Here is a 20220-nt window from a genome sequence, read left to right on the forward strand (position 1 = left end):
GGGAGACATGACCACATTTGAGACTAACACCGCGCCGGTTGAGGCAAGCGGTGAGGGCACCCGCACGCCCGAAAAAGCGGTGCGCTGGGCCATCCCGCTGTCATTGCTGGCCTGCGTGCTGCTGGCATTTTTCGACAAAATCAGCATTGCGGCGCTCTTTTCCGACAGCCATTTTCAGCAGGCGATGGGCATTGATTTTGACACCACGCGCCTCGGCATTCTGATGAGCGCCTTTCTGCTGAGCTACGGCTTCTCATCGGTCTTTTTAAGCGGACTGGGGGACAAGATTGCGCCGCTTCGCCTGCTCACCGGCATGATGGTGGTGTGGTGCGTGCTGATGGTGGCCATGGGATTTACCCATAACTACACGGTCATGATCGTCCTGCGCATTTTGCTGGGCGTGGCAGAAGGGCCGCTGTTTCCACTGGCGTTTGCCATTGTGCGGCATAACTTCCCGCAGCATCTGCAGGCGCGAGCGACCATGTTGTGGCTGCTGGGTACCCCGGTAGGCGCGGCGATTGGCTTCCCTCTTTCTATCTGGCTGCTGAATGCCTTCGGCTGGCAGAGCACCTTCTTTGTGATGGCGATGCTCACCGTGCCGGTGCTGGTGTTCGTGCGCATCGGTCTGCGCGGGATCCATCTGGGTGCCAAACCGGCTGCGGATCGCGAATCACAGGATGAACGACGTGCCGCGCGGCGCGAGCTGTTTGTCAGCCCGCACTTCTGGATTATCTGCATCTTTAACATCGCGTTTCTCACCTACCTGTGGGGAATCAATGGCTGGCTGCCGGGTTACCTGATTAAAGGGAAAGGCATTCATCTTGAACACGCGGGCTGGCTGTCGTCGATGCCGTTTATTGCCATGCTGGCGGGTGAGGTGATTGGCGCATGGCTTTCTGACCGGGTCGATAAACGCGCGGTGGCCTGCTTTATCTCGATGGCTGGCGCGGGATTAGGCCTGACGGCGGTCATGCATCTTGATACCCCGCTGGCCGTTATCGCGGCGATGAGCTTTAGCACCTTTATGTGGGGCACCGGTGCGCCGAACATTTTCGCACTGCTGGCGAAGGCGACCCATCCCCGGGTGAGCGCGACGGCGGGCGGTATTTTCAACGGGCTGGGAAACTTTGCGGGCGCGCTGTCGCCGGCGGTGATGGGCGCGTTGATCGCCTTCACCCACAGCATGGATTCCGGGCTGATTTTTCTGGCGGTGATGGCGGCGGTGGGCTGCGTCCTGTTACTGCCGCTGCTGAGACGTTACTGAGGAGAGTGTCATGACTGATTCAACCGTAACTGCAAAACCAGGCATTAAACCTGACCATCTGACCATGGAAGAGTGGGTCGAGTCGCGCATTGCGCGCTTTGAAGGGCGTAAATATGACTGGAACGCGCTGAAGTTCCAGGCCGATTTCGATCCTAAATACCGCCGTGCGCAGATGCGCTACATCGGTACCGGGGCGACGGGCGTGGCAAGCGATACCAATACCGTGCCGGCTGAGCACTTTACCTTCTCCACCATGGTGCTGCCGTCGAAGTGCGAGGGACCATTGCATCTGCATGATGATGTGGAAGAGGTGTTCTTCATGCTTAAAGGGCAGATCACGCTGATGATCCAGGACGGCGATCACTACACCGAAACCGTGCTGCGCGAACGCGATCTGATCTCCGTTCCGCCGGGCATCTATCGCGGTCTGTTCAATCATGGTGAAGAAGAGGCGCTGATGTGCGTGATGCTCGGCACCAACAAGCCGGAAATCCCGACCTATCCGGCCGATCACCCGCTGTCGAAAGTGAAGCGGAACTAAGGGGGCGCGATGACGGGCTTTCGTGAACAGGGAAGCGGCATCCCGCTGATGCTGCTCCACGGCATCAGCTCCGGCGCTGCCTCCTGGCATAAACAGATGGCGCTGAACGGTTTTCGCGTGCTGGCGTGGGACATGCCCGGTTATGGCGAAAGCCCGATGCTGGCGGTTGAGCGCGCCAACGCGGGGGATTACGCCGACGCGCTGGCGGCCATGCTGGACCGCGCGGGCATCTGGCAGGTCGTTCTGGTCGGGCATTCGCTTGGGGCGCTGGTGGCAAGCGCCTTTGCGGCGAAGTATCCCGAACGCGTGCTGCATCTGGTGCTGGCCGATGCCGCGCAGGGTTACGGCCAGGCCGAGCCGGCGCAGCGCGAGCAGGTCTGGCGTAACCGGGAGCAGCAGATGGCGCTTGGGGGCGAGATCCTGGCGCAAACCCGGGCCGCTAAATTATTACGCCCGGGCGCGCGTGAGGACGATATTGCCACCGTTGCGGCGGGCATGCGCAAACTGCGCCCGGAAGGCTACCTCGCTGCCGCATGGATGCTGGCACATGACGATATTCACGGCTGGCTGAAGCGTTACGCCGGTGACTTTGAAGTCTGGTGCGGCGAGCAGGACGCCATTACCCAGCCTGAGCTGGTTCAGGGGCTGGCGCTACGTTACGGCATGCCGTTTACCGCGATTCCCCTGGCCGGGCACGCCAGCTATCTCGATAACGACGCGTTTTTTAATCAACAGCTTTTACGTATCAACGAAGAGGTGCGCGATGAATGCACAAATTGACGGGCGCGTAGCGGTAGTCACCGGCGGTTCTTCTGGCATTGGTTTTGAAACACTGCGTTTGCTGCTGGGCGAGGGGGCAAAAGTGGCGTTCTGTGGCCGCGACCCGGACCGGCTTGCCAGCGCGCATGCGTCGCTGCAAAACGAATTCCCTGATGGCGAGATTTTCTCTCACCGCTGCGACGTGCTGGACGCAGACCAGGTTCAGACCTTTGCCCAGGCCGTTAAGTCCCGCTTTGGCGGGACAGACTTGCTGATTAATAACGCCGGACAGGGGTATGTGGCGCACTTCAATGACACCCCGCGCGAGGCCTGGCTGCATGAAGCCGAACTGAAACTGTTTGGGGTGATTAACCCCGTCCAGGCTTTTCAGCCGCAGCTGGAGCAATCGGACATTGCCTCCATTACCTGCGTGAACTCGCTGCTGGCGCTGCAGCCAGAGGAACACATGATTGCCACCTCCGCAGCACGTGCCGCGCTGCTCAATATGACGCTCACGCTCTCGAAAGAGCTGGTGAGTAAGGGTATCCGCGTGAATTCCATTTTGCTTGGCATGGTGGAATCCGGCCAGTGGCGGCGTCGCTTTGAGAACCGGGCGGATAAAAGTCAGAGCTGGCCGCAGTGGACGGCGGATATTGCCCGCAAACGCGGCATTCCGATGGCGCGTCTCGGTAAGCCGCAGGAGCCTGCGCAGGCTCTGCTGTTCCTCGCTTCGCCGCTGGCTTCGTTTACCACCGGTGCGGCGCTGGACGTTTCCGGCGGCTTCTGCCGTCATCTGTAAGGACACATCATGAAAAAAATCATGTTAATCGGCTACGGTGCCATGGCGCAGGCGGTCATTGAGCGTCTGCCCGAGCAGGTTGCCATCGGCTGGATCGTGGCGCGCGAGACGCATCATGCCGCGATTCGCCAGCAGTTTGGCGATGCGGTGGTGGCACTGACCTCGCCCGCATTATGTACGGATACTCCCGATCTGGTGCTGGAATGTGCCAGCCAGCAGGCGGTGGCGCAGTACGGGGAAGCGATTTTACGCCGTGGATGGCATCTGGCGGTGATCTCCACCGGCGCGCTGGCAGACAGCGCGCTGGAACAGCGTCTGCTTAACGCAGGCGGAAAGCTGACGCTGCTCTCCGGTGCGGTGGCGGGCATTGATGGCCTGGCGGCAGCAAAAGAGGGCGGGCTTGAGAAGGTGACCTACCAGTCGCGTAAAAGCCCGGCCAGCTGGCGCGGCAGCTATGCCGAGCAGCTTATCGATCTTAACGCCGTGTCCGAGGCGCAGATCTTCTTTGAAGGCAGCGCACGCGAAGCGGCACGACTGTTTCCGGCCAACGCCAACGTGGCGGCGACCGTGGCACTTGGCGGCGTGGGGATGGATGACACCCGCGTGCAACTGATGGTGGACCCGGCCACTCAACGCAATACCCACACGCTGCACGTCGAAGGGATGTTTGGCGAGTTCCATCTGGAGCTGAGCGGGCTACCGCTTGCCAGCAACCCCAAAACCTCCACCCTGGCGGCACTCAGCGCGGTTCGCGCCTGCCGTGAACTGACGCAGCGCTGAGGAGCGACGATGGACGATCTTAACATTTTCATTGGCGGCAACTGGCGGCGTGGCGGCGGTAACCTGATGCAGAGCCATTTCCCGGCAGACGGTGCGGTGAACGCCACGCTCCACGCGGCAAGCCTGGACGATCTGCAGGAGGCTATCGACGCCGGAGAGCGCGCGTGGCGCGATCCTGCCTGGCGTAACAGCCTGCCGCATGCGCGTGCGAAGATCCTGCATAAGGTGGCGGATCTGATCGAATCCCGCGTCGATGAACTGGCCCGCATGCAGAGTCGCGACAACGGTAAACCGCTGGCGGAAGCGCGGGGTCTGGTGATGAGCGCGGCAGGCACGGCGCGTTATTTTGCCGCCGCCTGCGAGCTGCTGGAAGGTGAACTGCCGACACCACGCCAGCCTGATGTGCTTACCCTCAGCCGATATGAACCGCTCGGCGTGGTGGCAGCTATCACGCCCTGGAATTCCCCCATTGCCAGCGAAATGCAGAAAGTGGCGCCGGCCATTGCTGCCGGTAACGCGGTGGTTCTCAAACCAGCCGAAGCCACCCCGCTGATGGCGCTGGAGCTGGCGCGTATTTTTGAGCAGGCAGGCTTACCCGCCGGGCTGCTGAGCGTGCTGCCGGGCAAAGGCTCGGTGATTGGCGATGCGCTGGCGCGTCACCCGAAAGTGCGAAAAATCTCCTTTACCGGTGGCACCACCACGGGCCGTCATCTGGCGCACGTGGCGGCGGAAAAATTGATCCCGGCCTCGCTGGAACTGGGCGGTAAATCCCCGACCATCGTACTGGAAGATGCCGACGTTGAGCTGGCTGCGCGCGGGATCTGCTACGGCATTTTCAGCTCGGCAGGTCAGGCCTGCATTGCCGGTTCGCGGCTCTTTATCCATGAGCGCCTTTACGCCCCACTGATGGCGAGGCTGCTCGAGTTAACGCGCGGCCTGCGGGTCGGGCATCCCTTTACCGACGGCACCCATGTGGGGCCGCTGATTAACGATGCGCACCGCCAGAGCGTGCAGGCTTACGTTGAACTGGCAAAGCGTGAAGGCGGCCGCGTGCTGTGTGGCGGGGAGATCCCTGCCGATCCACTGCTGGCAAACGGCAGTTACTTCCAGCCCACCATCATTGAAGGCCTGACCAACAGCGCGCGCGCCTGTCAGGAGGAGATCTTCGGCCCGGTGCTGGTGGCGATGCCCTTTAGCGATGAAGCCGCGTTGATCCGTGAGGCGAATGACTCCGTTTATGGCCTTGCCGCCGGGATCTGGACGCGGGATACCGGGCGCGCCCTGCGGCTGAGCGAGCAGCTTGAAGCGGGCACGGTGTGGATAAACACCTACAAAGTGTTTGCGATTTCGACCCCGTTTGGGGGCTTTAAAGAGAGCGGTCTGGGCCGCGAAAAGGGCATTCAGGGGCTGAAAGCCTGGATGCAGCAAAAGAGCATTTATCTGGCGACGGGTAACAGCGTCAACCACTGGTGCGACTGAGAAAGGGTGAGTAATGAGCGAAATGATAACCGTCGGCGACGCCATCGCCAGAACGCTGGAGCAGTATCAGGTTGAGGCCATCTACGGCGTCATCTCCATCCACAATTTACCCATCGCCGATGCGGTAGGGCAGCGCGGGAATATTCGCTTTGTGCCCGCACGTGGCGAAGCGGGGTCGGTCACCATGGCCGATGCCCACGGCCGTTTTTCCGGGCTCGGTGTGGCGCTGACCAGTACCGGCGCCGGGGCGGGTAACGCCGTCGGCGCGCTGGTGGAAGCCATGAATGCCTGCACGCCGCTGCTGCATATCACCGGCCAGGTGGAAAAAGCCTGGCTCGATGCCGACACCGGCTTTATCCACGAAACCCGCGACCAGCTGACCTTCCTGAAGGCCAGCTCAAAACGGGCATACCGCATCAGCAACGCAAACCAGGCGATCGCGATCCTTCACAAGGCCATTCAGGAGGCGCAAACTCCGCCGTGCGGGCCGGTCTCCGTGGAGATCCCGATTGATATTCAGGGGGCGAAAATCCCCGTGTCGCTGATCACCGCTCCGGTGAAACCGACGTCGGTTTCACCGGTTGATATGACAGTTGTCGACACGCTGTGGGCGCAGCTTAAACAGGCCAGACAGCCGCTGCTGTGGCTGGGGGGCGGAGCGCTCGGTAGCGCTGATGCGGTAAAAAAACTGGCGGATGCGGGAGTGACGGTTATCTCCAGCACCCACGCGCGCGGCGTACTGCCGGACAGCCATCGCGCCAGCCTGCGGGCGTTTCATAACTCGCCGTCAGTTGAGGCGTTGATCGCCCAGTGCGACTTTACGCTGGTCGCCGGCTCACGCCTGCGCAGCAACGAAACCCGCTCGTGGACGCTTGAATTACCGCATCCCCGCGTCCAGATTGATATCGACCCCGCGGCGGCGAGCCGCAACTATCTGATGGACACAACCCTTGTGGCCGACTGCGCGGCGCTGTTAACCGCGCTGGCGGCTAAAGCGCAGGGGCGTGAATGGGGCGATGCACAGTGGGATACGCAGGTGCAGCAGGCGCTGGCGAAAGCCGTTGCGGGACTGCGTGAGCAGTGCGGTGCTTATGCGAAGCTCAACGACGCCATCGAGAACGCGCTGCCGCATGATGGCCTGCTGGTTCGTGATATCACCGTTTCCGGAAGCCTGTGGGGGAGCCGTTTGTTCCGCGCCAATGGACCGCTGATGAACATTCACTCGCTGGCAGGCGCCATCGGCATGGGGCTACCGATGGCGATTGGCACGGCGATTGCCAACCCGCAACGCAAAGTGGTGGGGCTGGTGGGTGATGGTGGCGTAAGCCTGAATCTGGGCGAGATGGCAACGCTGGCGCAGGAGAAGGCCAACGTGACGCTGCTGGTGATGAACGACGGCGGTTACGGCGTCATGCGCGGCATTCAGGATAAGTATTTCGGCGGGCGTCAGTATTATAACGAGCTGCATACCCCGGACTTTACGCAGCTGGCGCATGCGATGGGGTTACAGGCGTGGAGCGTCGAACGGGCGGAGGATTTTGACGCAGTGATGACCGAAGCGCTTGCCATGCCAGGACCGTCGGTAGTGGAAGTACGGATGGGACAGATTGGCGCCCTGAAGTTTGCCGGGCCGCCGCAGAAGACGTTGTACTAAGCGTGTTTACCCTCACTCCAGCCCTCTCCCTTAGGGAGAAGGGCGGGTGAGGGGCTTAATCAGAACACGTTAAACGGGTATTCCACGTACGCGCGGATCTCATCCCCGCCCACGTTATAGTCGCTGGCGTTGCTGGACACACGCAGGACGGAGTAACGGAGTTTCAGTTTCAGATCTTTAGCCGGGCCGTCCTGTACCTGATACTGGATCTGGTTAAACCACTCATGCTCTTTACCGTTGCTGGTTTCAGAGGTCTTGATGTTGTCGCCACGCACGTAAGCTGTGGTCCAGCTCAGGCCTGGTAAACCCAGACCGCCGAAGTCCAGCGCGTAAGAAGCCTGCCAGGAGCGCTCGTCTTCGCCGTTGAAATCAGACCAGTAAGAGTTCGCCAGCCAGATGGTATTGCCGCCGTCACCTACGCCACCCTGATCGCGATAGCTGCCATAGTGATAGCCGGTGCTGCCGCTGCTCTGCTGATACGCCACCTTGAAGGTATGAATATCCCAGATGTAGCTTGCCGCCAGGCTCCAGATGCTATTGCTGCGTCCGGTATCAAGGCTGTCTGCGTAGCGCTGATCCAGGCGTGAGTTATAGCCGTTGAAATCGAGCACCAGTTGTTGCCCGGTGCTGAACGGCTGTTTGAAGTTCATTCCCAGGTACTGCTTGTTCATCACCTCTTCCACATGAGAGGCATACAGCGCACCGCTGAACTGGTCGTTGAACTGGTAGCTCGCACCGCCGAAGGAGAGGCTCTTCAGGCCGCTGTCGTGGCGGTCGTCACTTTTGCGCTGCTCATCGGTGAAGTAACCGGCGTTCACTTCCAGACCCGCGATCTCTTTTGAGGTCAGCATGGTGCCGGTAAAGCTTTCAAACAGCAGACGGGAATTGTCGGCATTAACAATCGGTAATTCCGGACGCTGGTTACCGTAGCTCAGCACGGTATTGGAAATACGCATTTTTGCTGTGGCGCCAAATTTCGCCAGATCGGATTTAGCCCGGCCATCGTCTTCCTGTTTAAAGAAGTCAATGCCGCCCGCGCCGCTCTTTCCACGACCGCCGTCCAGACGCACGCCATACTGGGCAATGCCGTCCACACCAAAGCCAACCAGCCCTTCGGTATAGCCTGATTCAAACGTGGCAACGATACCCTGACCCCATTCGGCTTTGTCCTGCTGGCCCTGATGATAATCACGGCTGATATACGCATTGCGTAAAAACAGATCTAAATGGCTGTCGTCAACAAAGCCTTTGCTGTCGGATTGCTGGCTTGCAACGGCGGGTAATGCGGCGAATAAACTTAACGCAATTAATGATAATTCTTTTTTCACGGAGGGAACGTCTCTGTCTTAATATTGTAAATTGAATTACTGCGAGCTCGATAATTACCCGAATGGTAAATGATTGCAATAATTATGTGACGAGACGTTTCAGGGCGATAAGCCAGTGTTTGCGCGGCTTAGAAAGGTACTCAAGTACTATTACCGATATGTGCGGTTAAATTAACAATTCATGCGAAATAAAAAGGAGGCAAATATGCCTCCTTTCGAATTATTTAATTCCGTCTGCGGCCATACGGTCGCGAATATGCTGTGCGCGCTCTTCTGACGCCGGGTGGTCATCAAACATAGAGCTCTGGCGACCGGCTTCCAGTTTGGCCAGTTTTTCGAAGCTGGTGGCTAAACCTGATGGATTAATGCCGCGTTTGCGCAACAGATCGTAGGAGTAGTCATCCGCTTCGGATTCCTGACGCTGCGAGAACTGAGAGTTAACCAGTTTTTCACCCACATCGCCAAGCTGCGACTGTGACAGGCTGCCGACGATACCGCCCGTAGACGCCGCCGCGGCGCGGATGGCGTTAGTGCCTAACGCAACCTGCATGCCTTTCTTCACGTGGCCAAGTGCAACGTGGCCCATTTCATGGCCGATAACCGCTTCAACTTCGTTGTCGGTCATCATATCCATCAGACCGCTGTAAACGCGGATGCAGCCGTTCGCCATCGCGAAGGCGTTTACATCTTTGGCCATGTACACCTTATAGTTCACCGGCTGGCCGTTAATGTTATCACCCAGCGCGGAGGCTATCTTATTCAGACGCTGCGTGTAGGTACTATTGGCCGGGGCAAGCGTGGCTTTTCCGTCCATATCTTTACAGGCCTGGTCGCTCAGCGCTTTAACCTGTGCGTCGCTCAGGGAGTAGGCCTGAAAGGCTTCTGCGCCTGAGGACATCAGGCCGTTAGAATCCATATTCTGACAGCCGCTCAGCAGGAGCGTTGTACCCAGGGCCAGCACTATTGCACGCATTTTCATGATGTCGCTTCCGTACTCGTTAATCTGAATAAAATCTGAAAAGTGCACCGGCAACGAAGCCGGGGTCGGGCTAAGTATAAGGAATATCTACGGGGCCGGGCGAGCAGATTGCGCAACATGCGAGCATGATCCAGAGATTTCTTAAGCTGCAAAAGAATGCTCCATGTACATGACATGCCGCTTGGGTTACATTGTTGGCACTTTTTTCCGGCGTAGCCCAAAACGCGCTGTCGTCAAGGGCATGGCCTTTAACAGTCCGATCTGGAGTTAAAATGTCCTCACGTAAAGAGCTTGCTAATGCTATTCGTGCGCTGAGCATGGACGCAGTACAGAAAGCCAAATCCGGCCACCCGGGCGCCCCTATGGGGATGGCTGATATCGCCGAAGTCCTGTGGCGCGATTTCCTGAACCACAACCCGCAGAACCCTTCCTGGGCTGACCGCGACCGTTTCGTGCTGTCTAATGGCCACGGCTCAATGCTGATCTATAGCCTGCTGCACCTCACTGGCTACGATTTGCCAATTGAAGAGCTGAAAAACTTCCGCCAGCTGCACTCCAAAACGCCAGGTCACCCGGAAGTGGGTTACACCGCAGGTGTAGAAACCACCACCGGCCCGCTGGGTCAGGGTATTGCTAACGCGGTGGGTATGGCGATTGCCGAGAAAACCCTGGCCGCGCAGTTCAACCGTCCAGGTCATGACATTGTTGACCACTTCACCTACGCATTCATGGGCGACGGCTGCATGATGGAAGGCATTTCTCACGAAGTGTGCTCCCTGGCAGGTACCCTGAAGCTGGGCAAACTGGTTGCGTTCTATGACGACAACGGCATCTCCATCGACGGTCACGTTGAAGGCTGGTTCACTGACGACACCGCGAAGCGTTTCGAAGCTTACGGCTGGCACGTTGTGCGTGGCGTTGACGGTCACGATGCTGACTCGATTAAACGTGCAGTAGAAGAAGCGCGCGCAGTGACGGACAAGCCGTCACTGCTGATGTGCAAAACCATCATTGGTTTCGGTTCCCCGAACAAAGCGGGTACCCACGATTCCCACGGTGCGCCACTGGGCGACGCGGAAATCGCACTGACGCGCGAAGCGCTGGGCTGGAAATATCCTGCTTTCGAAATCCCATCTGAAATTTACGCGCAGTGGGATGCTAAAGAAGTGGGTCAGGCGAAAGAATCCGCATGGAACGAGAAGTTCGCTGCCTATGCGAAAGCCTTCCCACAGGAAGCGGCTGAATTTACCCGTCGTATGAAGGGTGACATGCCGTCTGACTTCGACGCCAAAGCGAACGAGTTCATTGCTAAACTGCAGGCGAACCCATCCAAAATCGCCAGCCGTAAAGCCTCTCAGAATGCGATTGAAGCGTTCGGTCCGCTGCTGCCAGAATTCCTGGGCGGCTCCGCTGACCTGGCGCCATCTAACCTGACAATCTGGTCTGGTTCTAAAGCAATCAACGAAGACACTGCCGGTAACTACATCCACTACGGTGTGCGTGAATTCGGTATGACTGCGATTGCGAACGGTATCTCCCTGCACGGTGGTTTCCTGCCGTACACCTCTACCTTCCTGATGTTTGTCGAGTACGCGCGTAACGCCGTGCGTATGGCTGCGCTGATGAAACAGCGTCAGGTGATGGTCTACACCCACGACTCCATCGGTCTGGGCGAAGATGGTCCAACTCACCAGCCGGTAGAGCAGGTGGCTTCCCTGCGCGTGACGCCAAACATGAGCACATGGCGTCCATGTGACCAGGTTGAGTCCGCCGTGGCGTGGAAATACGGTGTTGAGCGTCAGGACGGCCCAACCGCACTGATCCTCTCCCGTCAAAACCTGGCACAGCAGGAACGTACTCCAGAGCAGCTGGCGAACATCGCCCGTGGTGGTTACGTGCTGAAAGATTGCGCGGGTCAGCCAGAGCTGATCTTCATCGCGACCGGTTCTGAAGTTGAGCTGGCTGTTGCCGCATGGGAAAAACTGTCTGCCGAAGGCGTTAAAGCGCGCGTGGTTTCCATGCCGTCTACCGATGCGTTCGACAAGCAGGATGCCGCCTACCGCGAATCCGTACTGCCTAAAGCCGTTACCGCGCGCGTGGCAGTAGAAGCAGGTATCGCTGACTACTGGTTCAAATATGTGGGCCTGAACGGCGCAATCGTCGGCATGACCACCTTCGGTGAATCTGCTCCGGCAGAGCTGCTGTTCGAAGAGTTCGGCTTCACCGTTGAAAACGTTGTCGCGAAAGCAAAAGAACTGCTGTAATTGTTTGTAGGGGAGGGGCGCGAGCCCCTGTCCGTGCTCTCGCTGAGAAGAGGGCGCAAACACCCTAAACGGTAACCTTTGGGTTACCGTTTTGTTTTTTTCACGCAATCCGCCTTATATGTCCACTATTCCTCAAACATGTAACGTTCCTGTGAATTATTCCATCCAAAATGTGACGCAAGTCATATAGCGCGCTTATTGCTCTGGACAGACATTCCTTTTATTCCCTGATTCGCTTATTCTAGCTGAAGCGTTTCAGTCGATTAAATGTTCGACAATTGACCAATCAATCGCAGTTTGTGACAGCAAGGATTCCCCTTCGGGCGTAGCTGGATTACTCTTTCAGCCACCTCAAACTCAGGGATAGCTTTGCAGGAGATCTATGACCGTACGCGTAGCGATTAATGGCTTCGGTCGCATCGGGCGTAACGTGGTTCGTGCTTTATATGAATCCGGGCGTCGGGCGGAAATAACCGTGGTGGCTATCAACGAACTGGCGGATGCTGCGGGCATGGCGCATTTGTTGAAATATGACACCAGCCACGGACGCTTTGCCTGGGATGTTCGCCAGGAAAGAGATCAGCTGTTTGTCGGCGACGATGCTATCCGCGTGCTGCATGAGAGCAGTATTGCCGGGCTACCGTGGCGTGAACTGGGTGTGGATATCGTACTTGACTGTACTGGCGTATACGGTAACCGCGAGCATGGCGAAGCGCATCTGACAGCAGGTGCGAAAAAAGTCCTGTTTTCCCATCCTGGCAGCAACGACCTCGACGCGACCGTCGTATTTGGCGTGAATCAGCATGAGCTGCAAGCCGAACACCGCATTGTTTCCAACGCCTCCTGCACCACCAACTGCATTATTCCGGTCATCAAACTGTTAGACGATGCGTATGGCATTGAATCCGGCACCGTAACCACGATTCATTCAGCGATGCACGATCAGCAGGTGATTGACGCCTACCACCCGGACTTACGACGCACGCGAGCCGCGAGCCAGTCAATCATTCCGGTGGACACAAAACTGGCGGCAGGTATCACCCGTTTTTTCCCGCAGTTTAACGATCGTTTTGAAGCAATTGCCGTACGTGTACCGACGATTAACGTCACCGCAATTGACCTGAGCGTGACGGTGAAAAAACCGGTAAAAGCCTGTGAAGTCAACCTGTTGCTGCAAAAAGCGGCACAGGGGGCATTTCATGGTATAGTTGACTATACGGAATTACCGTTGGTCTCAGTAGATTTTAACCACGACCCGCACAGCGCCATTGTCGATGGCACTCAAACGCGCGTCAGTGGCGCACACCTTATCAAGACGCTGGTCTGGTGTGATAACGAATGGGGCTTTGCTAACCGAATGCTCGACACCACGTTAGCAATGGCCGCTCAAGGTTTCAGGTAAGACGCATCGTGCGTCTGCAAAACTTTAAGAATCAACGAGAGGATTCACCATGTCTGTAATTAAGATGACCGATCTGGATCTGGCTGGTAAACGCGTTTTCATCCGTGCTGATCTGAACGTACCGGTTAAAGATGGCAAAGTGACCAGCGACGCGCGTATCCGTGCATCTCTGCCAACCATCGAACTGGCTCTGAAGCAGGGCGCTAAAGTGATGGTGACCTCCCACCTGGGTCGTCCAACTGAAGGCGAGTACAATGAAGAGTTCTCTCTGCTGCCAGTTGTTAATTACCTGAAAGACAAACTGTCCAACCCGGTTCGCCTGGTAAAAGATTACCTGGACGGCGTAGACATCGCTGCCGGTGAACTGGTTGTTCTGGAAAACGTTCGCTTCAACAAAGGCGAAAAGAAAGACGACGAAGCGCTGTCCAAAAAATACGCTGCACTGTGTGACGTATTCGTGATGGACGCCTTCGGTACTGCTCACCGTGCGCAGGCTTCAACCCACGGTATCGGTAAATTCGCAGACGTCGCGTGTGCCGGTCCTCTGCTGGCTGCTGAGCTGGACGCACTGGGTAAAGCGCTGAAAGAACCTGCTCGTCCAATGGTTGCAATCGTTGGTGGTTCTAAAGTTTCTACCAAACTGACCGTACTGGATTCCCTGTCTAAAATCGCTGACCAGCTGATCGTTGGCGGTGGTATCGCGAACACCTTCGTGGCGGCACAAGGCCATAATGTCGGTAAATCCCTGTACGAAGCGGATCTGGTTGACGAAGCAAAACGTCTGCTGACTACCTGCGATATCCCGGTTCCAACGGATGTTCGCGTCGCGACTGAGTTCTCTGAAACAGCGACTGCGACCCTGAAATCTGTTAACGACATCAAAGATGATGAGCAGATTCTGGACCTGGGCGACGTTTCTGCACAGAAACTGGCTGAAATCCTGAAAAACGCAAAAACTATCCTGTGGAATGGTCCTGTTGGCGTGTTCGAATTCCCGAACTTCCGCAAAGGTACTGAAATCGTTGCTAACGCTATCGCAGACAGCGAAGCGTTCTCTATCGCAGGCGGCGGTGATACGCTGGCAGCAATCGACCTGTTCGGTATTTCTGACAAGATCTCCTACATCTCCACTGGTGGCGGCGCATTCCTCGAGTTCGTGGAAGGCAAAGTACTGCCAGCAGTAGCAATGCTCGAAGAGCGCGCTAAGAAGTAAGCCATTCAAGGGCAGGGAAACCTGCCCAATTTTCAGCGCGCTTTAAGAGCTCGCACCTTTTCTAACGGCCGAAGATACAGGACTAAGCAACATGTCTAAAATTTTTGATTTCGTAAAACCTGGCGTGATCACTGGTGATGACGTTCAGAAAGTGTTCCAGGTAGCTAAAGAAAACAACTTCGCTCTGCCAGCAGTTAACTGCGTTGGTACCGACTCCATTAACGCCGTACTGGAAGCTGCTGCAAAAGTTAAAGCACCGGTTATCGTTCAGTTCTCTAACGGTGGCGCAGCATTCATCGCTGGTAAAGGCGTGAAAACTGACGTTCCTCAGGGCGCGGCAATCCTGGGCGCAATCTCTGGTGCGCACCATGTACACCAGATGGCTGAACACTACGGTGTTCCGGTTATCCTGCACACTGACCACTGCGCGAAGAAACTGCTGCCGTGGATCGACGGTCTGCTGGACGCGGGTGAAAAACACTTCGCAGCGACCGGTAAGCCACTGTTCTCTTCTCACATGATCGACCTGTCTGAAGAGTCCCTGCACGAAAACATCGAAATCTGCTCTAAGTACCTGGCGCGCATGGCCAAAATGGACATGACCCTGGAAATCGAACTGGGTTGCACCGGTGGTGAAGAAGACGGCGTGGACAACAGCCACATGGACGCTTCTGCACTGTATACCCAGCCAGAAGACGTTGATTACGCTTACACCGAGCTGAGCAAAATCAGCCCACGCTTCACCATCGCAGCGTCCTTCGGTAACGTACACGGCGTTTACAAACCAGGTAACGTGGTTCTGACCCCAACCATCCTGCGTGATTCTCAGGAATACGTTTCTAAGAAACACAACCTGCCGCACAACAGCCTGAACTTCGTCTTCCACGGCGGTTCCGGTTCTTCTGCTCAGGAAATCAAAGACTCCGTAAGCTACGGCGTAGTGAAAATGAACATCGATACCGACACCCAGTGGGCAACATGGGACGGTATCCTGCAGTACTACAAAACGAACGAAGCTTACCTGCAGGGCCAGCTGGGCAACCCGAAAGGCGAAGACCAGCCGAACAAGAAATACTACGATCCACGTGTATGGCTGCGTGCTGCGCAGACTTCCATGGTGGCGCGTCTGGAGCAGGCTTTCAAAGAACTGAACGCGGTTGACGTTCTGTAATTTAAGCAGCTCATAGCATCAGAAGGCCCGCGAATGCGGGCCTTTTTTTATGCTTTTTCAATGGTCTGCCCGGCCCGTTTATGTGATCTGTTTGGCAAAACCGGTCCTTTTTGTTTACCCTTTACTGACCTGCCTGTCTCCATGGGGGATGGATTTTGTGTTTTTGGGATAACAAAAGGAAGACTAAATGGAACAACTCGATGTTGTAGACAGCATCAATAATGCCGGTAACTGGCTGGTGCGCAACCAGGCGCTGCTGCTGAGCTATGCCGTTAACATCGTCGCGGCGATTGCCATCATCATCGTCGGGATGATCGTGGCACGTATCGTATCAAACGCCGTAAACCGCGTGATGCTGGCGCGTCACATTGACGCCACTGTGGCTGACTTCCTCTCTGCACTGGTGCGCTACGGTATTATTGCCTTTACGCTGATTGCTGCACTGGGGCGTGTTGGCGTACAGACTGCCTCGGTGATTGCTGTTCTCGGTGCCGCCGGTCTGGCCATTGGTCTGGCGCTGCAGGGGTCGCTCTCGAACCTGGCTGCGGGTGTGTTGCTGGTAACCTTCCGTCCGTTCCGCTCTGGCGAGTACGTTGACCTGGGCGGTATTGCCGGCACCGTACTGCAGGTGCAGATTTTCTCAACCACCCTGCGAACTGTTGATGGCCGTATCGTGGTGGTACCGAACGGGAAAATCATCGCGGGCAACATCATTAACTTTTCCCGCGAGCCGGTGCGTCGTAACGAGCTGATTATCAGCGTGGCGTATGATTCTGATATCGATCAGGTGAAATCGCTGATCGCCAATATCATTGCCTCCGACGATCGTATTCTGAAAGATAAAGAGCAGACCGTTCGCCTGAACGAGTTGGGGGCATCGTCCATCAACTTTGTTGTGCGCATCTGGAGCAAAAGCAGCGATCTGCAAAACGTTTACTGGGATGTTCTGGAACGTATCAAACGTGATTTTGATGCCAACGGGATCAGCTTCCCGTATCCACAGATGGACGTGAACCTTAAACGCGAGAAAGAAGCCGAGTAATCCTCTTCCTCAGGAGGCCCGGTGAGCGGCAACGCCACCGGGCCTTTTTATTAGCAATACTAATCACCAATTAATATTATCAATTTCCTCTAATAAGATTCTCGCAGTATAGTCAGCTCCCAGGACAACTTGCTGAGAATTTATTCATGTTATCTTATTATTTTCAAGGTCTTGCATTAGGTGCGGCCATGATCCTTCCCCTTGGCCCGCAGAACGCGTTCGTGATGAACCAGGGCATTCGCCGTCAGTATCATCTTATGATTGCCCTACTGTGCGCGGTGAGCGATTTGCTGCTGATCTGCGCCGGAATCTTTGGCGGCAGTGCGCTGCTGATGCAGTCTCCCTGGCTGCTGGCGCTGGTGACCTGGGGTGGGGTAGCGTTCCTGCTGTGGTATGGGTTTGGGGCGCTGAAAACGGCAATGAGCAGCAATCTCGAACTGGCGAGCGCCGAGGTCATGAAGCAGGGCCGCTGGAAGATTATCGTTACCATGCTGGCGGTCACCTGGCTCAACCCGCACGTTTATCTGGATACCTTTGTGGTGCTGGGCAGCCTGGGTGGGCAGCTCGACGTTGAGCCGAAACGCTGGTTTGCCCTGGGTACCGTCAGCGCCTCATTCCTGTGGTTCTTCGGTCTCGCGATTCTGGCGGCATGGCTGGCCCCGCGTCTGCGTACCGCTAAAGCCCAGCGGATCATCAATACGCTGGTGGGCGTGGTGATGTGGTTTATTGCCTTTCAGCTGGCAAAAGAGGGGATTCATCATGTTCAGGAATTGCTCAACTAAGCGTTGTCTTATGGACAACTGAGCGAGAGCCGCTAAGCTTGCTGGCATGCGCCCTGTTGTTGGGCACTCTTCGCAACATGGAGGAATGACAGTGAAGTTTAAAGTGATGGCCCTGGCGGCATTAGTGAGTTTAGGTGCGGTGTCGGTGCAGGCAAGTGAATTGCCTGATGGCCCGCACATCGTCACTTCAGGCACCGCAAGCGTGGATGCGGTACCCGATGTTGCAACGCTGGCAATTGAAGTGAACGTGGCCGCGAAAGATGCCGCTTCTGCCAAGAAGCAGGCTGACGATCGTGTTGCGCAATATCTCTCTTTCCTGGAGCAGAACGGTGTCGCTAAAAAAGACATCAGCTCTGCCAACCTGCGTACCCAGCCTGATTACGACTACCAGAACGGTAAAAGCATCCTGAAAGGCTACCGTGCCGTGCGCACCGTTGAAGTGACCGTGCGTCAGCTCGATAAACTGAACTCGCTGCTGGATGGCGCGCTGAAAGCGGGTCTGAACGAAATTCGTTCCGTCTCACTGGGCGTTGCGCAACCGGAAAAATACAAAGACCAGGCGCGTAAAGCCGCCATTGATGATGCAATCCATCAGGCGCAACAGCTGGCGTCCGGGTTCAACAGTAAGCTCGGTCCGGTATACAGCGTGCGTTACCACGTCTCAAATTATCAGCCAAGCCCGATGGTACGGATGATGAAGGCCGACGCGGCACCGGTGTCTGCTCAGGAAACTTATGAGCAGCCGACGATTCAGTTCGACGATCAGGTTGATGTGGTATTCCAGCTGCAGCCGACCCAAAGTCAGCAGACTGAGCCGGCAAAAGCGCAGTAATCTGTCTTCACTTTCCCCCTCTCCCGTCAGGAGAGGGGGATTGTTCCTTAATCCTGTCTCAACACCTTATGCCCATACGCCAGCAGCGCGTCGGTGACGTTGCGCATCATGCGGCTTTCTGGCGCAAAACGGTGCCAGTAGAGCATCCGGCGCTGATACAGCCCCGGCGTTAAGTCAATCAGCTCACCGCTTTTCAACTCTTTCTCTATCTGCAGGTGCGGGATCATACAGCAGGTGGTGCCCTGACGTGCGAGCTGCACAAACGCTTCAGACGAGTTCACGATATGACATGGCACGCTGCCCGGCGGCAGATCGAAGTTTTGCTGCAGGAAGGCCTGATGCATATCGTCCAGATGGTCGAACGCCACCGCAGGGGCTTTCAGCAGCGCGGCGCGGGTGACGCCGTTCGGGAAGTAGCGCTCGGCAAACGCTTTTGAGCCGACAAACAGGTAGTCCAGTGCGCCCAACTGATCGACAAGACAGCTCGGCAGCGCCTGAGGCTGGATACTGACCGCCCCAACCACTTCACCGCGACGCAGGCGCTCCTGCGTACGGGTTTCATCTTCAACCTGCAGATTCAGGCGAATCGGGGAGTCTGCTAATACCGGCGCAAGGGCTGGCAACAGCCAGGTTGCCAGACTGTCGGCGTTCACCGCCAGCGAGAGCAGCAGCGGCGTTGAGCCGGTCTGTTCGTCACCCAGCCACTCATCTTCGAGCAGTTCAACCTGGCGCAGCAGGGCGAGGAGCTTTTGCCCTTGCTCCGTTGGACGCGGTGGAACGGTACGTACCAGCAGAGGCTGCCCGAACATGTTCTCCAGCTGTTTGATGCGTTGTGATACGGCGGACTGAGTGATACAAAGCTTTTGCGCTGCGCGCTCAAAACCGCGTTCACGAATAACTGCATCAAGTGCCTGTAGTGTTCTGTAGTCCGGACGTTTCATTGCTCTGGCTGACTCCTTAATTTTGCTTAATCTGCACTATGACACAATTTTCCCTTCGTGGCAGACGAAATCCACCCGACGTGTTCTATAATGCGGCCTACGTTTTCACACCACAGGCTAAACGATCATGACGCAGGATGAACTGAAAAAAGCAGTAGGATGGGCCGCTCTCCAGTATGTGCAACCGGGTACCATTGTCGGTGTTGGTACGGGCTCGACGGCGGCACACTTTATCGATGCGCTGGGCACGATGAAAGGGCAGATCGAGGGCGCAGTTTCCAGCTCCGACGCTTCCACGGAAAAGCTGAAAAGCCTTGGCATCACCGTTTTCGATCTGAATGAAGTTGACCGTCTTGGCATCTACGTTGATGGCGCGGATGAAATCAACGGCCATATGCAGATGATCAAAGGCGGCGGTGCGGCGCTGACGCGTGAAAAAATCATCGCCTCCGTGGCGGATAAATTCATCTGTATCGCCGATGCGTCAAAACAGGTTGATATCCTGGGTAAATTCCCGCTGCCGGTAGAAGTGATCCCAATGGCGCGTAGCGCTGTGGCGCGTGAACTGGTGAGACTGGGTGGACGCCCGGAATATCGTCAGGGCGTCATCACTGACAACGGCAACGTGATCCTCGACGTTCACGGTCTGGAAATTCTCGACGCCATTGCGCTGGAAAATGCCATTAACGGTATTCCAGGCGTAGTGACTGTAGGGTTATTCGCCAACCGTGGCGCGGATGTCGCGCTGATCGGCACGGCAGATGGCGTGCAAACCATCGTAAAATGATCTGATGGGGGGAGACCTCCCCCCGCTAAAAAAAATTTGAAAAGCTAAATTCGGTGACTTGTGTCACGCTTTTTACCTCTCGTTTGCCGATCCTGCCGCATTCGCAAATTTCTACAGCATTTTCCTCTGTCATTTTGCTCTGTATGACTTTTCTTCAGAGTGCCGACGCAAACGTTCATATTGCTGCAATAGTTTTTTTTGAT

18 protein-coding genes are annotated in these 20220 nt (G+C 56.5%); 15 read left to right on the forward strand and 3 right to left on the reverse strand.

The annotated features are described in order from the left end of the window. Window positions 1-7 precede the first annotated feature (7 nt). The 7 genes from QRN24_RS10560 to QRN24_RS10590 are packed head-to-tail and all read left to right on the forward strand — an operon-like array spanning window position 8 to window position 7276. A complete protein-coding gene (locus QRN24_RS10560; protein WP_032680325.1) occupies window positions 8-1264 on the forward strand; it encodes an MFS transporter in 1257 nt (418 codons plus the stop codon). A 10-nt stretch (window positions 1265-1274) separates the two neighbouring features. After that, window positions 1275-1805: a cupin domain-containing protein gene (locus QRN24_RS10565; protein WP_014171547.1), complete on the forward strand. Its 531-nt coding sequence runs from the start codon at window positions 1275-1277 to the stop codon at window positions 1803-1805. Window positions 1806-1814: 9 nt separating this feature from the next. Beyond that, window positions 1815-2585 (forward strand): alpha/beta fold hydrolase, encoded by a 771-nt coding sequence (locus QRN24_RS10570; protein WP_049023385.1) that lies wholly within the window; start codon window positions 1815-1817, stop codon window positions 2583-2585. Next, window positions 2569-3363, forward strand: coding sequence for an SDR family oxidoreductase (locus QRN24_RS10575; RefSeq protein ID WP_014171544.1), 795 nt, complete (start codon window positions 2569-2571; stop codon window positions 3361-3363). Before QRN24_RS10570 ends, QRN24_RS10575 begins: the two co-directional genes overlap by 17 nt. Window positions 3364-3372: 9 nt before the next feature. Then, the gene (locus QRN24_RS10580) at window positions 3373-4143 is read left to right on the forward strand and encodes an aspartate dehydrogenase (protein ID WP_020883712.1); all 771 of its coding nucleotides are present in this window, start codon (window positions 3373-3375) and stop codon (window positions 4141-4143) included. Between the two features lie 9 nt (window positions 4144-4152). Next, window positions 4153-5622 (forward strand): aldehyde dehydrogenase, encoded by a 1470-nt coding sequence (locus QRN24_RS10585; protein ID WP_063925576.1) that lies wholly within the window; start codon window positions 4153-4155, stop codon window positions 5620-5622. Between the two features lie 13 nt (window positions 5623-5635). Beyond that, a complete protein-coding gene (locus QRN24_RS10590; protein WP_284942697.1) occupies window positions 5636-7276 on the forward strand; it encodes a thiamine pyrophosphate-binding protein in 1641 nt (546 codons plus the stop codon). Between the two features lie 59 nt (window positions 7277-7335). Here QRN24_RS10590 and QRN24_RS10595 read toward each other — a convergent pair whose 3' ends face one another. Together QRN24_RS10595 and loiP are read right to left on the reverse strand one after the other, a co-directional pair. Continuing rightward, complete coding sequence (locus QRN24_RS10595) at window positions 7336-8604, reverse strand: OprD family outer membrane porin (protein WP_020883713.1); 1269 nt, start codon at window positions 8602-8604, stop codon at window positions 7336-7338. 220 nt (window positions 8605-8824) lie between these two features. Then, on the reverse strand, window positions 8825-9583 hold the full coding sequence (loiP, locus tag QRN24_RS10600; RefSeq protein ID WP_020883714.1) for a metalloprotease LoiP: 759 nt from the start codon (window positions 9581-9583) through the stop codon (window positions 8825-8827). A gap of 272 nt (window positions 9584-9855) precedes the next feature. Between loiP and tkt the strand changes: the two genes are divergently transcribed. The 7 genes from tkt (at window position 9856) to QRN24_RS10635 (ending at window position 18289) form a co-directional block, all read left to right on the forward strand. Continuing rightward, on the forward strand, window positions 9856-11847 hold the full coding sequence (gene tkt, locus QRN24_RS10605) for a transketolase (protein ID WP_020883715.1): 1992 nt from the start codon (window positions 9856-9858) through the stop codon (window positions 11845-11847). A 382-nt stretch (window positions 11848-12229) separates the two neighbouring features. Then, window positions 12230-13249, forward strand: coding sequence for an erythrose-4-phosphate dehydrogenase (epd, locus tag QRN24_RS10610; RefSeq protein WP_014171537.1), 1020 nt, complete (start codon window positions 12230-12232; stop codon window positions 13247-13249). A gap of 49 nt (window positions 13250-13298) precedes the next feature. Further along, window positions 13299-14462: a phosphoglycerate kinase gene (gene pgk / locus QRN24_RS10615; protein ID WP_014171536.1), complete on the forward strand. Its 1164-nt coding sequence runs from the start codon at window positions 13299-13301 to the stop codon at window positions 14460-14462. A gap of 91 nt (window positions 14463-14553) precedes the next feature. Then, complete coding sequence (fbaA, locus tag QRN24_RS10620) at window positions 14554-15633, forward strand: class II fructose-bisphosphate aldolase (RefSeq protein WP_014171535.1); 1080 nt, start codon at window positions 14554-14556, stop codon at window positions 15631-15633. 187 nt (window positions 15634-15820) lie between these two features. Then, window positions 15821-16675, forward strand: a complete 855-nt coding sequence (gene mscS, locus QRN24_RS10625) for a small-conductance mechanosensitive channel MscS (protein WP_014171534.1) — start codon at window positions 15821-15823, stop codon at window positions 16673-16675. Window positions 16676-16821: 146 nt separating this feature from the next. Continuing rightward, entirely contained in the window at window positions 16822-17457 is a 636-nt protein-coding gene (gene argO / locus QRN24_RS10630) for an arginine exporter ArgO (protein WP_014171533.1), read from the forward strand. Window positions 17458-17548: 91 nt separating this feature from the next. Beyond that, entirely contained in the window at window positions 17549-18289 is a 741-nt protein-coding gene (locus tag QRN24_RS10635; RefSeq protein WP_025203272.1) for an oxidative stress defense protein, read from the forward strand. Window positions 18290-18336: 47 nt separating this feature from the next. Here QRN24_RS10635 and argP read toward each other — a convergent pair whose 3' ends face one another. Next, a complete protein-coding gene (argP, locus tag QRN24_RS10640) occupies window positions 18337-19230 on the reverse strand; it encodes a DNA-binding transcriptional regulator ArgP (RefSeq protein WP_008499727.1) in 894 nt (297 codons plus the stop codon). 127 nt (window positions 19231-19357) lie between these two features. On the opposite strand from argP, the gene rpiA reads away from it, so the two are divergent. Then, window positions 19358-20017 (forward strand): ribose-5-phosphate isomerase RpiA, encoded by a 660-nt coding sequence (rpiA, locus tag QRN24_RS10645; RefSeq protein ID WP_014171530.1) that lies wholly within the window; start codon window positions 19358-19360, stop codon window positions 20015-20017. Window positions 20018-20220: the final 203 nt, after the last annotated feature.

It is taken from the genome of Enterobacter sp. MEB024 (assembly GCF_030209635.1).
Classification (GTDB): Bacteria; Pseudomonadota; Gammaproteobacteria; order Enterobacterales; family Enterobacteriaceae; genus Enterobacter; species Enterobacter ludwigii.

Excerpts from the sequence above, each read along its gene's own strand:
- QRN24_RS10560 (WP_032680325.1), top strand. The coding sequence starts at position 8 with ATGACCACATTTGAGACTAACACCGCGCCGGTTGAGGCAAGCGGTGAG.
- QRN24_RS10565 (WP_014171547.1), top strand. The coding sequence starts at position 1,275 with ATGACTGATTCAACCGTAACTGCAAAACCAGGCATTAAACCTGACCAT.
- QRN24_RS10570 (WP_049023385.1), top strand. The coding sequence starts at position 1,815 with ATGACGGGCTTTCGTGAACAGGGAAGCGGCATCCCGCTGATGCTGCTC.
- QRN24_RS10575 (WP_014171544.1), top strand. The coding sequence starts at position 2,569 with ATGAATGCACAAATTGACGGGCGCGTAGCGGTAGTCACCGGCGGTTCT.
- QRN24_RS10580 (WP_020883712.1), top strand. The coding sequence starts at position 3,373 with ATGAAAAAAATCATGTTAATCGGCTACGGTGCCATGGCGCAGGCGGTC.
- QRN24_RS10585 (WP_063925576.1), top strand. The coding sequence starts at position 4,153 with ATGGACGATCTTAACATTTTCATTGGCGGCAACTGGCGGCGTGGCGGC.
- QRN24_RS10590 (WP_284942697.1), top strand. The coding sequence starts at position 5,636 with ATGAGCGAAATGATAACCGTCGGCGACGCCATCGCCAGAACGCTGGAG.
- loiP (WP_020883714.1), bottom strand. The coding sequence starts at position 9,583 with ATGAAAATGCGTGCAATAGTGCTGGCCCTGGGTACAACGCTCCTGCTG.
- tkt (WP_020883715.1), top strand. The coding sequence starts at position 9,856 with ATGTCCTCACGTAAAGAGCTTGCTAATGCTATTCGTGCGCTGAGCATG.
- epd (WP_014171537.1), top strand. The coding sequence starts at position 12,230 with ATGACCGTACGCGTAGCGATTAATGGCTTCGGTCGCATCGGGCGTAAC.
- pgk (WP_014171536.1), top strand. The coding sequence starts at position 13,299 with ATGTCTGTAATTAAGATGACCGATCTGGATCTGGCTGGTAAACGCGTT.
- fbaA (WP_014171535.1), top strand. The coding sequence starts at position 14,554 with ATGTCTAAAATTTTTGATTTCGTAAAACCTGGCGTGATCACTGGTGAT.
- mscS (WP_014171534.1), top strand. The coding sequence starts at position 15,821 with ATGGAACAACTCGATGTTGTAGACAGCATCAATAATGCCGGTAACTGG.
- argO (WP_014171533.1), top strand. The coding sequence starts at position 16,822 with ATGTTATCTTATTATTTTCAAGGTCTTGCATTAGGTGCGGCCATGATC.
- argP (WP_008499727.1), bottom strand. The coding sequence starts at position 19,230 with ATGAAACGTCCGGACTACAGAACACTACAGGCACTTGATGCAGTTATT.
- rpiA (WP_014171530.1), top strand. The coding sequence starts at position 19,358 with ATGACGCAGGATGAACTGAAAAAAGCAGTAGGATGGGCCGCTCTCCAG.